Here is a 13,442-nt window from a genome sequence, read left to right on the forward strand (position 1 = left end):
TGATATTCTATACACTCTGTTTACGAGCAAAGTGCCTTATTAAAACAAACATCACACCTAACATACTGCCAAGCATAGAGCCTAATACGCAAATTAATGCGCGTTTAGGTTTTGCCTTTTCTTCAGGCACTAATGCTGGATCTATGGTTTTAAAGACGTATTCATCCCGTACTTCAGCGAACATAATAGTTTTAGCTTGTTCTTCAATCAATTTGTAGAGAATCGTTTTAATATCAGCGACATTAGTTAAGGTAATTTGCCTATTTAAAAACTCACTACTAAGATTAGCCTCGGCAACATCACGCTCTTTCATAACCTTATTGATATCTTCGACTAACCAAGTAACCCATTGTTTTGCAACGCTTGGAGATATATGTTCTATGGATAGCGTCACCATTCCAGTTTCTTTATCCGTATTAATAGCTAATATTTTGCTGAAAACTTTATAGGCTTCTTGCATTGAAGGTTCAGGTTTAAGTGGAGGGTCAACTTTGCGTACCCAATGATTTGATTTAACATCATAAAGATCCGCATCGTATACGATTATATCTAAATCTCGATCCCACTTTTTTGCAGCCATTAAATCAGCAAGAATATTATGTTTTTGAATGAAATCACTGGTAAATTGACGGGATTTTAATACTTCAATTGAAAGCTGAGTTTTATCTGTACCGCCTTTGCTGCCTAAATTCACTCCAGCTAAGCTGGCTAAACCGCCAAATTGAGAGGCTAATGCACTTAACCCACCACCTTGCTCTTCTGCTGCTGGGGCCAGCAATGCCTCAGATTTATAGATATTGGGTTGCATTATCGCAAACACCACAGAACCAATAGCGAATACTGCCGTAATGACAATGATTAACCATTTGCCTTGCCAGATGACAGAAAAAAGCTCGCGAAGATCGATTTCGTCGTCTTGCACAGCCGGCGGAAACTTTGCATCTTGTATATATTTGTTTATTTCATTAGACATTTAAAACTTATCTCGTTATGTAAGTTCTCGTAGACGGTTAACGGAACGTTCGCAGTCTCACTCACGGAACGCTGCGCTTACGATAACAGACAATGCTTTTAGCGTAAGGGCGAAGCCAGTTCCGTTAGTCACGTAGTGACGTTCTGTAGCCGCAAAGCGGCGTGCGCTTATTTATTTTCTGAATTTCGACCTTTAATCGATTTGATTAACCCAGCTAGCATGGCGGATATTCTTTCAGTTTTTATTAGTAAATCATCAACATAATTTGGTTCTAAATAACCAATATCTTTACCAATCATGGCTTGCGTAATCAATTCCGCAAGCGAAGCTTTAGAAATATATAAAAACTGTATTTGCTCTTTAGCGCCATAACGTTCCATTCCCTCAGCAATATTTGACGGGACAGAAAGGCCAGACCGAGTAATTTGATCTCTGAAGCCCCAATCTCGAAGGTCTTTTGTTGCTATATAAATAGAAGATGATAATTCGTAACTAAGTTGCCAGACTTCTAGCTTTTGAAACTTCATATCCATTCCTTGGAAAAATTTAAAACCAATCACGGTTGACGGAACGTTCGCAGTCTCACTCACGGAACGCTGTGCTTACGGATAACAGACAATGCTTTTACCGTAAGGGCGAAGCCCGTTCCGTTATCCGTGAGTCACGTAGTGACGTTCCGTTATCCTAGTAACATCCGCAAGTCACGTAGTGACGTTCTGTAGTCGCAACGCGGCTTTCCTAGCCCCTTAGTTCTACAGCCCTGCGATAACTGATACAGCGACGGCGGTGTTATAGATAATACCCGTGATCTGTGTCCAGAGACTTAGGTTATCTTTATATTCCGTATCTAATGGCACAATAATGGTATCACCTGGTTGTAACTGGTCTTCACTACTAAACCAACTCGAACGACCAGGCATGAGTACTGAGCCATTTGCTTGAATAACATAAGTGCGATCTTCATCTGCACGTTTACGCGCACCACCTGACATAGCTAAATACTGGTCTAAAGTTAAGCCATCTTTAAATCTGTGAGTTGCGGGGTGCTGAACCTCTCCCATCACTGCAATAGTTTGTTTAGTCGATGGAACATAGAGGATATCGGCATCTTCAAGCTGTATATTAGCTTGCTCAATCCCTAATGAAATTGCAGGTAAGTCGACAACGAGGCGCCCTACAGCCTTTATATTTTCTAAATCGGTTAACATTAATTGCGCATCCGCATAATTAACAACCGCACCGTCTTTAGATACTCCACGCGTCGCGATATCACGACGCAATTGATCGGCTAACTTCTTAATCTCAATCTGCTCTTGTTGACGCACAGAATCCCGAACAAATACTGCAGAAGGTAAATAAGCATATTCAGTAAACCCACCGACACGAGCGATTAAATCATTTAGTGTTTCACCGCGGCGGATATTGTAGCGCCCAGGGAATTTTACTTCGCCCCGAATTTCAACAACTTTAGATTCTTGCCAATCAGGAGTCGTCATCACTGTTAGCATGTCACGCCCAGTTAAACGGATATTCGCGCTTTCAACTCCTTGTAAGGCTTGAGTCAAGTCAAGATTATTATGCTCAACTTTTGAGCCATTGATATCGGTTGAGGTGGTGGTTAATTCAGCTCTTGCGGTATAAGCACCTTCTTTTAAGCCACCCGCAGCGATCACTAAATCATTAACACGAGCACCCACAGTCAGCGGATATACTCCTGGCTCTCTGACCTGTCCATCAATAGCAACAATTTGAATACCCGAGCCTGCTCGCCCTTGGCTATTTAATTTAACCATTACAGGGTACAGTAATTCTTGACGGCCCATCTGATTACTGAGTTTAAGTAGTTCTGTATCGTCAAATAAATTAGCCAACATTTTATTGACGACCCCTTTAACAACCTCTGCTTCTTCAGACTCTTTCTTATCTGTGAGCACTACACCAGCAAGGTCAGAACGTTGCGATAACCTAGTTTTATCGAGTTGAACAAACCCCGCTTTAAATAAATCTGAACCTAAAAGATTACTCGTATTTAAAGAAGTGACTTTTCCAACACGCTCTTTTACTAATTTATTTAGCTCATAGCGATTCTGTATATCATCTGAAAAATTAAACAGGATAATTTTATCACGCGCATTTAAGCTAAGATCTTGGTCACTTTCTTTAGCACTAATCGCTTTCCCTGGTGAGAATTGATGCACTTCAATATCACCGTATTGATTCACTTCACGGATCACAATTGCATAATCAAGATCAGCAGAAGCCGCTAAGTCCCCCCACAGAGAAGGTAATACGTCACTCACTTTTTGACCAGCAAACCATTGATATTTACCCGGACGAACAACAGCCCCGGCTATGGTGATGGCACTCTCGTATTGCTCCGACGCACTTTTTACGCGAACAATATCACCTGCTTTGGCTGGTGTATTTCGACCTTGCTCAGAAGTTAAGTCTACGTTCACTATGGTTTTCAGAGATTTACTATTATAACGCTCTATTGAACTGCTTTTAGGATATGCCCCGGTATTTAACCCAGCAGCCATTGCGATAACGTCAGCCATGCTCTCATTGTGCTTTAACTCATAAATGGCAGGACGTCTCACTTCGCCTGTTACGCTGACAAGACCGCCGATAGAAGGAATAAACACCACATCACCAGAATGGAGTCTTAAATCCCCCGACGCATCACCTCGCATTAGCAAGTCATAAAGATCTAAAGTACCAACTAGTTTGCCATTACGTTTCAGCTGTACATTACGTAATGAACCGATCTCGTTAACACCACCAGCAACAAACAAAGCCTGAGTGATAGTTGATAAACTTGAAACCGTATACGAACCTGGTTTATAGGCATCACCGGCCACAAAAATGCGTATCGAGCGCAATTCACCCATAGTGATGTTGGACTCAATACCTATCATTTGCTGACTAATACGCTGGGATAAAGAGTCTCTGAGCTCAGAGAAACTAAGCCCCATGACAGGTATTGGACCCAGCTCAGGGAACTGAATAACCCCCTCACGGTTAATAACTAGGTCATACTCTTTATTTTCTTTACCATAAAGCTGAACTTTAATGTTATCGCCTGGACCGACGAGATACTCTCCTGGAACCGGTACATCTGACACTGGTGCAAATGTGCTAGGTTCGCCAGCAAACATCTCATAACCGAAACGACGCAATTTTGTTTTGCTGGTATCTTCAGAAAAATCTAATTCAGCTTTAGCTGCTTTCTTATCGGCATCTGACACACGAGTATTGGTGTCTCTTGCCCCTACGACTTCAGGATTTGTAACCTGAGTCTGGGCCTGAGAGCCTGAAAGCATATTAGGATCAATACCGTATTGCTTAGCAAGCCTTGCCTGTTCAGATTTCGGTAATTGCTTGAACTGCTCAATCATTTGTGGAGATGGCGTAATGGCATGAACCTGAGCGCCCATCAATATTGTGGCGCCAAGGCCTACTATGATGAATTTTTTGATTTGTTGTAACACCAGATATCTCCGATTGGATTGAAAATGATAAAAAGCAGAGTTGCTAGAAAAAACAGAGCGTCACTGCACGATAGCTAGGTGCTAGAGTCTAGAGCGAAGCGACCTAGAGCCACGAAGTAGCGGGCCGTCCTTCTTTGCTTTCAGACACGCTACCGATCCGCGTAGCGGTCAGAGGCCTTCGGCGTCCGCTTAACGAATGAAACTATTTCATTCGATGTCTTTCAGACACGCTACCGCCCATAGATTGCGGCTTCTATATTGCCCTTCGCAATGCGAAAATTCATATTTTTCATTTACATAAACTACTTTATAAGAATAGTTAAGCTCTACACTCATCCAGTTACAGGGCGAAACTAAATCTAGTTACGCTAGCAAAATACCTTAACCATAGGATGCAAACACATAAGATAAGAGCTTATATTCTAACTTTATGATTATAGAATCTTACTTCAAAGATTCACTAACGATAGAACACTTAATGTTCAAACAGCCGTTTTTAAGATCACACCTTAACAGGTTACATTTTAAAAATATAACAACAAACCTTAAACAAAACCAACCAATTGATTTTTAATTAAATATTAAGCACCTTGCCACTTTGGTAAATACTTTATCAACTTCAAGGATAGCTAATATCTTACAGAATACTGAGCATTATTCTTACAAATAGGTTTGTACTTACGCACTTAAACACAAATTCGTTCTACACTTTGCTGTGGTACAGTAACCGTCTTTATCTGCCCCATAATGTTAAAAAGAACATGGCAACGTTTATTTGGGCATTTTTCTTGAAAAATGCCTTCGAGATCAACAAAAGGGCCATCAGTAAAACGAATTTTCTCCCCCGTTTTTAGCTCTAATGCTTCGGCTAATACTGTTTGGGAAGGCGTTAGTTCTTTCATGCGAATGGCATGGATAATTCTGTCGTCAATGGGCGTCATTTTCTCTTGACAATTGACGATTCGATTAACGCCACGAGTAGAATGGACCTGCCTGACACTTGTCTGACTTGGGTCAAAATTGATGAATAAATAATTAGGAAAGAGTGGTACACGACAGACTTGTTTGCGCCCGCGCTGAGATTTCTCTTCAGAGACCATAGGCAAATACGTCTCTAAATTTTGAAGTGCTAAGTTCTGTTGTGCTCTCGCTTCACTACGAGGTTTACAATACAAAAGGTACCATGCCTTCATAAGCTAATCTCACTACCCTATAAATAAGTGACGTCCATTCACGGGTCGCAATCATAGCAAAGATGCTCAAGTCGGTGGAAGTAATTTTTCGACTATTCCAGTCTCTCGCTCGGTATGCATACAATGACACTCACATTAACTAATTCATAATTAAAATCACAACACTATACTGCTGATAATGTCACCACTTAGCTTACCAAAATTGACTTTGGTTGCTTTTAAGGGGTATATAAGGTGGGATTTTAGCGAAAATACCCATTTTACTGCTAAACACATTACTTTTATTATAAGAACGTAACAATAACCCATACGTAACTAGCGGTTATTCAACAATTAATGAATGCTATAAGCGCGAATTAATGGTTGATTAAACTTGCAGGCGATATTGGGACGAGCAACAACCATTTTTCTGTGGTGACATCATCCTGTTTCAGGGGCCCACAGGCAATCACGAGCTTAAGGTGGAAGACTTCATGAGCGTAGCAAAACCACAAGGAACGATGCTTGGGCATCCCAAGGGATTGTTCTTGCTGTTTACAACAGAACTTTGGGAACGATTTAGTTATTATGCAATGCGTGCCATTTTGGTACTGTATTTAGTTGATCAGGTGGGTAAACAAGGCGGTGGCGGCTTAGGATTTAGCCAAGCTGACGCTTTATCCTTGTATGGTACTTTTACTGCGTTAGTGTATTTAACGCCGCTGATTGGTGGTTGGTTAGCTGATAATTTTCTGGGTCAGCGCAAAGCCATTTATTTTGGTGGTGCGTTAATGGCGGCAGGCCAATTTATGCTAGCTGCGCCTCATGCTTGGTTTCCAGGTATTGAAACGACCATTTTTTATATCGGTTTAGGTACCCTCATTCTGGGTAATGGTTTATTTAAGCCGAACATTTCCACTATGGTGGGCGATCTCTACGAGGAAGGTGATCACCGTCGCGATGGTGCATTTACTATTTTCTATATGGGAATCAATTTAGGTGCGGCATTATCCGGCTTTATTGTTGCTTGGGCTTATACTAGCTTTGGCCACACTGAAATGGTTAATGGCCAAGAGGTTTTTGTTAATAACTGGCAGGCAGGTTTCTTCTGTGCTGGTATTGGTATGCTGCTGTCGCTGGTGATTCAATTTTTATTTGCTCAAAAACTGTTAGGTAACATTGGTACCGTGCCAGCGGCCAAGCTAGAACGTGAACGCCAGGCTAAGCTAGGCAATACCCGTAAAGAACCACTTACTAAAATTGAGCGTGATCGTCTCAAGGTAATTATGGTGCTGGGTTTGTTCACTATTATTTTCTGGGCGGGCTTTGAACAAGCGGGCGGGTTAATGAACTTATTTACCAATGAGTTTACTGACCGTTACATAGGTACTTGGGAAGTGCCCACGACTTATTTCCAATCGCTAAACGCTATTTTTATTGTGTTATTTGCCCCTGTAATTGCTTCTATCTGGATCCGTTTAGGTAAAAATGAACCTAATTCGCCAGTGAAATTTGCCTTAGGTTTGTTCTTATTGGCGATTGGCTTCTTGTTCATGATTGGCGCTGTGGTTGAGATGGGTAGCGATCCTACAGCTAAATCAAGCATGTGGTGGTTAGTGGGTGCTTATTTCTTCCATACTATGGGTGAATTATGTTTGTCACCTATTGGCTTATCTATGGTGACTAAACTTGCTCCACTGCGTATTGCCTCTTTGATGATGGGCGCTTGGTTCCTGTTTATTGCGATGGCGAACAAGGTTGCTGGGGTCGTAGGCTCTTTGATTGGTCACGGTGGTGGCAAAGAGGAACAACTTGCTAATGCTATGTCAATTTTTGCTGGTATCGCGATTACAGCGGCTCTGTCTGGCGTGATCCTGTATTTTATGGCTGACAAATTAGTCGATTGGATGCATGGCGCAGAAACCAAGCATCATACTGAAGCCGAAGCCTTAGAAAGCGAAATTGCAGTGACGGCTGAACATGAAGCGATAAAACGTTAATAATCCTGTTCGACTGTTTTTGATTGTTAAAACAAAACGCCTTACTCGCAAGAGTAAGGCGTTTTGTTAAGTCAGCTACTCGGTTATATACTCAATTTCGTCAAAGCGTCTAAAAACTAAAAGCTTAACTGTAGAAAACCACCAGCAGGTAGCGTTGCATCATAGACTAAGCCCTTAAACTTGTTATCAAGTAAAGCTTGTTTATGCTCAGGCTCACTTGTCGCAATACATAACTGTTCTTGCGGTAAAATACTGCGGAACTGAATGCTCGGTTTACCCCAGTCTAACACGCCAAGCTGCAGACTCTCAGACAGTGCTAACGGGCTTAATCCCTCGTCATTACGCAGATAACAACGCAACCCCTTACCCGCCTGTGCAATAGCAGCACGGTACTTAGTTAGCTCAATGGCAACATAAATCATATCGGCTTTAATATCGAGACCAGATTTCACTAAACGCTCGTTCAAATAGCTCATCATGTTAAAGGGTTCAATAATGCTTTGACTCTGACCATTCCTAAAATCTTTAAGCTTCTGATTAACAAAACTTCTCAGCAGAACGCAGGCAAACGCAGCTCGATTATCCTCTGGGTACAAATGGGCCATGTACATAATCAGGTAATCACTACCTACCATAGTTGAATCAATGAAATAACTGCTTATATCGCTATTTTTATAAAGGCTATAGTCAACCTTGGCTGCCGGATAACTAATATTTGAAGCGGGAAAGAGTTGTTGCTGAACTTGTTTTGCCGCAGCAACACTTTGCTCAAGCAATGCTAGATTATCACTTAATTCTTGGTGGGATAGTGCGTCAAAATCTGCGGCTTGAGTATCATCAATGTAGGAACTATGAAGGCTTTGTTTAATGGCTTGTTCAATAATAAATAAATCAGATACTGGCTTAACGAGATAATCACTTGCGCCAATGCGTAAGGCTTCAACGACGTCAGCCATGACATTATTACCCGAGATCACGATAGAAGGCACTAAAGGCGCTAATCTTGTCATTTCCTTAAGCATATCAAGCCCACCGAGCTTAGGCATACTCAAGTCTGCAAGAACAATATCGAAGCGCTGCGATTTAAAAACTGACAATCCTTGTTCACCATCACAGGCTTGTGTGACTTGCGCACCTCTGCTATCGAGAAAGCTTGCAACAATCTGCCTAAACACGGGGTCATCTTCAACTAAAAGAACCGCAACACCATTTAACGCCATAAAGGTTCCCGAATAAAGTTCATCGCATAGCCATTACTCAAGTGAATATGCCAATAACAAAATTTAACAAGGCTAGCATTTGATGACTAAAGACAAATGCTGCCAAGTACGGCCAATAGGGTTACTCAAGCTCCTGCATATACTGATCGAGCAACTCATCATCATCTTGCTTTTGAGGGACATTACCATCATAGACTTTATAGTCCATGTGCTGTAAATATGCATCTTTGACAAAGGCATAGGGATCGAGTGCATTATCAACAAGTCGCTCTTGATCGATTGCTGATGCTCTAGAATGAAGGTTTTTAAGTCCCCATTTAACAATGGATTGCCACATTGTTAACTCAGACAATGGGAAGTATAGACCATCAACCCAATCAGACGCGAGTTCTCGCACAACATAAGGACCCGCAAATGGCGCCATGAAGTAAGGTCCATTAGGCACCCCATAATAACCGAGCACTTCATTAAACTCATCTTGCTTGCGGCTCATACCCATCATGTCAGCAACATCAATGACACCTAATAAGCCGACAGTAGAATTGATTGTAAAGCGTCCACCAGCATTAGCCGCCCAGCCCCACTTGCCCTGCAGCACATTGTTTACTAAGCTGCTAGGTTCCTCTAAATTCTGCACAAAGTTATTGATACCTGTTTTAGCAGGTGTAGGAATATAATCGTTATAACCATGGGCTACAGGACGATATAAATATCTATCTAGGTAGAGATAGTTGAAGTCCCACATAGCTCGGTTAAAGCCTTCGAACGGATCGCGGGGATCATCATAGGTAATTTGTACCTTAGCAGGTGTTTCCTGCTGAATGGTATCTGATAGGGATACTTCAGCCGATTGCACTTTAGGCAACAGCATTAACCCCAAAGATAATCCCATCCATTTTAACTTCATATCGCTCTCTTAATATAAATGTACAGTTTAGACATCAAATTTTCGCTAAAGTGACAATACAAAAATGACGATATAAAGATAATTCGTCTTAGTGGCATACTATCCAGTATGACAGTTCCTTTGTCACAAGGCGCATAAGCATACTTGGCAAAAAAAATTGGTCAATTGTTAATTTTACTAAACGAATGTATCGCAGGATAAACTATATAAGGTCATTAAATGGAGTCGATTCCACTTGTCAGCAGTCAAAATTCGCAGTTACACACTGCGATGGCTAACACTGATGCCCTCAATGCTACTCCACGCCCCATTCCAGTTCAGGTGCAAACATCACCTGAGGGAGATAGTATTATTCTAAACGGTACAGAATATAATTTAAAGCTAGTTAATGCTCAACAGCGGCAAATATTGTTGACTGCTAATAGCTTTTTAGTCACGCCCAATGCGCAGAACAGTTCAACTCCAACTAAGATAGTGCAAAACTCCACTAGCCAACTACTTGCGTTAGCTATACCTCTCGTACTGAAAATTCCTGAGGCAGTGATCAATCTGGCACAACAAAATGGCATCTCTCAGACGCAGCTTTCTGCACTCGCGGCTCGCACACAGGGCTATCCATTACCCAACGTCACTATAGTTAACAAGGAGCTTCAATTTGCTAATGGTACCGTTGTAGCACAAGATCCTGGACCCCAGCTGAATCAAGGTGAATTCATTGCGAAAATAGCCTTTCAACAAGGGCGCCCTATTTTATTACTCACCCCAATACAGAGCAAACTCGAAATCATAATTGGGGCGCCAGTAAATGAAACTCAGGTTCCCACAAATAAACCATCTTCTGATCTTGTGATCGCGAAAATTGAACCAGCCCAGATCATTGCGTCCTTTCTAAAAAAACTCGAAAATATCAACTTTTTACCTGAGCCCACAAAACAAATTATCACGGCTAAAGTCGATATTATGCAGCTTCAAAATAAAGGTGATGTTCCATCAGCGCCTACTGCGACTGGCTCACAGAATATCTCTAACGCGCAAGTCATAACGCCAACAACTAAAGACTTAGGTCAGATCAGCACTCAAAACTCAGCCCTTGAAAATCGGCTTGTGGGTCAATCACCAGCATCACAAATGGGTGAAAACGTAAATAGCAAAAACGGGTTGTCTCAAAGCTCAAAAACATCACAAGAAATCCTAAGTGTGAGTCCTACAGACATAAACAAACTTAATAATATTTTAGGATCCAGTAGCCAAAAGAGTGAACAACAAGACAATGATGCTAAGACTGACACTTCGATAAAAGTGGCTGATGTCTTACAAAAAGCGTTCAATAAAGCGGGGGCACTTCCTATTGAGTTATCTCGTTCTAATAGCAGCTCGAATTTAGCATCTGAGTTATTGAAACACCTACCGCATTTAGGGCTGCCACCACTGAGCCAATTAAATGATATCGATGAACTCAAAGCCAATATTCTCGGTCTAGCGAGTCTAAATCTTGCTACGCCTCAATCAAATCAAGCCTCAATGCTCATGAATGGGAGTGCAATAACCTCACTTTTTCAGCTGCTACTTGGCTTTAAAGCCAATAACAATTCGAATTCCGTGAGCAAAAAGCTTGCCGACTACCTTGAACAGTTACAAGCTAAAGTGGGCTTCTCCACTAAACTTCTTGGGCAACTGAGCAAAGCAGGAGGCCTTGATAGCATGGGACTATTAGCCTCTAACCTGCATTTATACCAACAGGCAAGTAATGAGAGCGCTGGCAATTTGGTGTGGTTCTTCGCCCTGCCCTATGGCATTAACCAACGACAGGAGCAACTGGAAGGGAAATTTGAGCAAGAAGCCGATCCTGATGACCCAGATAAAAAAATTGGATGGCGTTTACAACTGAAGTTTAATCTAGCACAAGGACCTCTGCTGATTTCAGCCCAAAACCACAATCAACAATTAGATATCCAGTTTAAAGGCAATAGTCAGATACTACTTAATAAGGTTAATAACTTTTTAACGCCCTTAAGCCAAAAACTATCACAACTGGGTTTTACGCCTGGTGAACTATCAACTCAAATAGCGCAAGTACCAGCAACCTTATTACCTGGTGATCATTTCCTCGTAAAGACAAAAGCTTAATGAGTGACAATGTTCCAACACTAATATTGAGTTCATTATACAAAACATTGGAAATAACGATATGAGCGAAGAGAGTGGACCTAAACAAGCTGTCGCACTGAGCTACGATGGCCGTAACGCTCCTAAAATAGTCGCGACTGGTGAAGGGCTTATCGCAGAAGAAATTATTGCCTTAGCTAAGGCTAACGGCGTTTATATCCATCAAGATCCTCATCTGAGCCATTTTTTGCAATTGCTAGAGTTAGGAGAGGAAATTCCCAAAGAGCTTTACCTGCTTATCGCCGAACTGATTGCATTTGTGTATATGCTCGACGGTAAATTTCCTGAACAATGGAATAATATGCATAAAAAAATTGTCGAGAAGGCATAAAATAAAAAAGCTAATTAAGAAAAATTAGCTTTTAGTGTTCAATTGGCTACTGATTACTTACGATGCAGACGGATCAACAGCTCGGCTTCAGCTTTAGGTAATTCGCATTCCTTAATCAACTCGTCAACGCCAGCACCAAGCGCGACCATCTTCATGGCTCGAGTATAAAGTTTTGCCTGTGGATCCTGTTGAGTCGTCTCTTCAATCCGTTCAGACTGTTGCAATATGCGTTTCTCTAATTCAATAACACGACGGCCTACACCGATTGTGCCACTGCGTAATTCTTGCAATTCGCGTTTAAAAGACTCTCGCTGCCGATCGCCCTCTTTAACTAACACAGTCAATGCCTCAACTTTGCTTCTTAATTTACTCAATTGCTTTTGTAAAAAGAGTACTAACCCTAAGCATGCGATGACATAGACTAACGCTGCGATCAAAAATTCATCGCCCATCAAAAATCCTTATACTCACTCAAAGCCATAGATTTGGAGCTGGCTTACAATTGAATTATCTATTCCAAAGTGCTCACTTAACGTCACCAATATAATTGGCCATTGTTCAAGCTATGATAAAAAGACTTCGTCTACCCATAAATCGTAAATACTCAACATCATCGATTTATTCGCAAATAAACAAAATGGCTGAATGAATTCTAATCATTCAGCCTTATCACACTCATTGATTAGATCTGAGTCAACTCGGCCCATTCTTCGTCGGACAATAATTTGTCGAGATCAACTAAGATAAGTAATTCATTGTCGCGGTTGCTCACGCCTTGAATAAACTTAGCACTCTCTTCCGTTCCAACATTAGGCGCATTGTCAATTTCAGAGCGGCGCAAATAAACCACTTCTGCAACACTATCAACTAAGATACCAATGACCTGCTTTTCAGCTTCGATGATAACGATTCGGGTTGAATCATCAACTTCAGCAGACTGCAATCCAAAACGTGAGCGAGTATCAATTACAGTGACAACATTACCACGCAAGTTAATGATGCCTAGAACATAATAGGGGGCACCTGGTACGGGGGCAATTTCAGTATAACGCAGCACTTCCTGCACTTGCATTACGTTGATACCGTAAGTTTCATGGTCCAACTTAAAGGTAACCCATTGTAATACCGCATCATCTTTACTTGCAGCGACTGCTGCTACATTTCTTGTATCTTTCATGTTTA

Annotated in this window: 11 protein-coding genes; 3 read left to right on the plus strand and 8 right to left on the minus strand. The window is 41.5% G+C overall.

What is annotated here, in order from left to right; genetic code table 11:
• Window positions 1-7: 7 nt before the first annotated feature.
• The 4 genes from KO531_RS08580 to rfaH all read right to left on the minus strand — a co-directional run bounded on the left by KO531_RS08580 (window position 8) and on the right by rfaH (window position 5,657).
• Window positions 8-973, minus strand: coding sequence for a Wzz/FepE/Etk N-terminal domain-containing protein (locus tag KO531_RS08580; protein WP_219250927.1), 966 nt, complete (start codon window positions 971-973; stop codon window positions 8-10).
• Between the two features lie 167 nt (window positions 974-1,140).
• Window positions 1,141-1,500, minus strand: coding sequence for a four helix bundle protein (locus KO531_RS08585; protein ID WP_131523100.1), 360 nt, complete (start codon window positions 1,498-1,500; stop codon window positions 1,141-1,143).
• Window positions 1,501-1,725: 225 nt separating this feature from the next.
• Window positions 1,726-4,464, minus strand: a complete 2,739-nt coding sequence (locus KO531_RS08590) for an SLBB domain-containing protein (protein ID WP_219250928.1) — start codon at window positions 4,462-4,464, stop codon at window positions 1,726-1,728.
• A gap of 686 nt (window positions 4,465-5,150) precedes the next feature.
• Window positions 5,151-5,657: a transcription/translation regulatory transformer protein RfaH gene (gene rfaH, locus KO531_RS08595; RefSeq protein ID WP_219250929.1), complete on the minus strand. Its 507-nt coding sequence runs from the start codon at window positions 5,655-5,657 to the stop codon at window positions 5,151-5,153.
• A 473-nt stretch (window positions 5,658-6,130) separates the two neighbouring features.
• On the opposite strand from rfaH, the gene KO531_RS08600 reads away from it, so the two are divergent.
• Complete coding sequence (locus KO531_RS08600; protein WP_028761163.1) at window positions 6,131-7,636, plus strand: peptide MFS transporter; 1,506 nt, start codon at window positions 6,131-6,133, stop codon at window positions 7,634-7,636.
• A 116-nt stretch (window positions 7,637-7,752) separates the two neighbouring features.
• Here the strand turns inward: KO531_RS08600 and KO531_RS08605 are convergent, their stop codons facing one another.
• Complete coding sequence (locus KO531_RS08605) at window positions 7,753-8,856, minus strand: response regulator (protein ID WP_219250930.1); 1,104 nt, start codon at window positions 8,854-8,856, stop codon at window positions 7,753-7,755.
• A gap of 121 nt (window positions 8,857-8,977) precedes the next feature.
• Window positions 8,978-9,763 carry a VacJ family lipoprotein gene (locus KO531_RS08610; RefSeq protein ID WP_028761165.1) on the minus strand — a complete coding sequence of 262 codons (786 nt, stop codon included), beginning with the start codon at window positions 9,761-9,763 and terminating at the stop codon, window positions 8,978-8,980.
• A gap of 219 nt (window positions 9,764-9,982) precedes the next feature.
• On the opposite strand from KO531_RS08610, the gene KO531_RS08615 reads away from it, so the two are divergent.
• Window positions 9,983-11,890 carry a hypothetical protein gene (locus tag KO531_RS08615; protein WP_219250931.1) on the plus strand — a complete coding sequence of 636 codons (1,908 nt, stop codon included), beginning with the start codon at window positions 9,983-9,985 and terminating at the stop codon, window positions 11,888-11,890.
• A 61-nt stretch (window positions 11,891-11,951) separates the two neighbouring features.
• Window positions 11,952-12,260: an EscU/YscU/HrcU family type III secretion system export apparatus switch protein gene (locus tag KO531_RS08620; RefSeq protein ID WP_219250932.1), complete on the plus strand. Its 309-nt coding sequence runs from the start codon at window positions 11,952-11,954 to the stop codon at window positions 12,258-12,260.
• Window positions 12,261-12,313: 53 nt separating this feature from the next.
• Here the strand turns inward: KO531_RS08620 and KO531_RS08625 are convergent, their stop codons facing one another.
• Window positions 12,314-12,712 carry a DUF2802 domain-containing protein gene (locus KO531_RS08625; protein WP_028761168.1) on the minus strand — a complete coding sequence of 133 codons (399 nt, stop codon included), beginning with the start codon at window positions 12,710-12,712 and terminating at the stop codon, window positions 12,314-12,316.
• 230 nt (window positions 12,713-12,942) lie between these two features.
• Window positions 12,943-13,437, minus strand: a complete 495-nt coding sequence (locus tag KO531_RS08630; protein ID WP_006082380.1) for a chemotaxis protein CheW — start codon at window positions 13,435-13,437, stop codon at window positions 12,943-12,945.
• Between the last annotated feature and the right edge of the window lie 5 nt (window positions 13,438-13,442).

The organism is Shewanella sp. NKUCC06_TVS (assembly GCF_019345515.1).
In the GTDB taxonomy this organism is placed as follows: Bacteria; Pseudomonadota; Gammaproteobacteria; order Enterobacterales; family Shewanellaceae; genus Shewanella; species Shewanella oncorhynchi.

Excerpts from the sequence above, each read along its gene's own strand:
- KO531_RS08580 (WP_219250927.1), bottom strand. The coding sequence starts at position 973 with ATGTCTAATGAAATAAACAAATATATACAAGATGCAAAGTTTCCGCCG.
- KO531_RS08585 (WP_131523100.1), bottom strand. The coding sequence starts at position 1,500 with ATGAAGTTTCAAAAGCTAGAAGTCTGGCAACTTAGTTACGAATTATCA.
- rfaH (WP_219250929.1), bottom strand. The coding sequence starts at position 5,657 with ATGAAGGCATGGTACCTTTTGTATTGTAAACCTCGTAGTGAAGCGAGA.
- KO531_RS08600 (WP_028761163.1), top strand. The coding sequence starts at position 6,131 with ATGAGCGTAGCAAAACCACAAGGAACGATGCTTGGGCATCCCAAGGGA.
- KO531_RS08605 (WP_219250930.1), bottom strand. The coding sequence starts at position 8,856 with ATGGCGTTAAATGGTGTTGCGGTTCTTTTAGTTGAAGATGACCCCGTG.
- KO531_RS08610 (WP_028761165.1), bottom strand. The coding sequence starts at position 9,763 with ATGAAGTTAAAATGGATGGGATTATCTTTGGGGTTAATGCTGTTGCCT.
- KO531_RS08615 (WP_219250931.1), top strand. The coding sequence starts at position 9,983 with ATGGAGTCGATTCCACTTGTCAGCAGTCAAAATTCGCAGTTACACACT.
- KO531_RS08620 (WP_219250932.1), top strand. The coding sequence starts at position 11,952 with ATGAGCGAAGAGAGTGGACCTAAACAAGCTGTCGCACTGAGCTACGAT.
- KO531_RS08625 (WP_028761168.1), bottom strand. The coding sequence starts at position 12,712 with ATGGGCGATGAATTTTTGATCGCAGCGTTAGTCTATGTCATCGCATGC.
- KO531_RS08630 (WP_006082380.1), bottom strand. The coding sequence starts at position 13,437 with ATGAAAGATACAAGAAATGTAGCAGCAGTCGCTGCAAGTAAAGATGAT.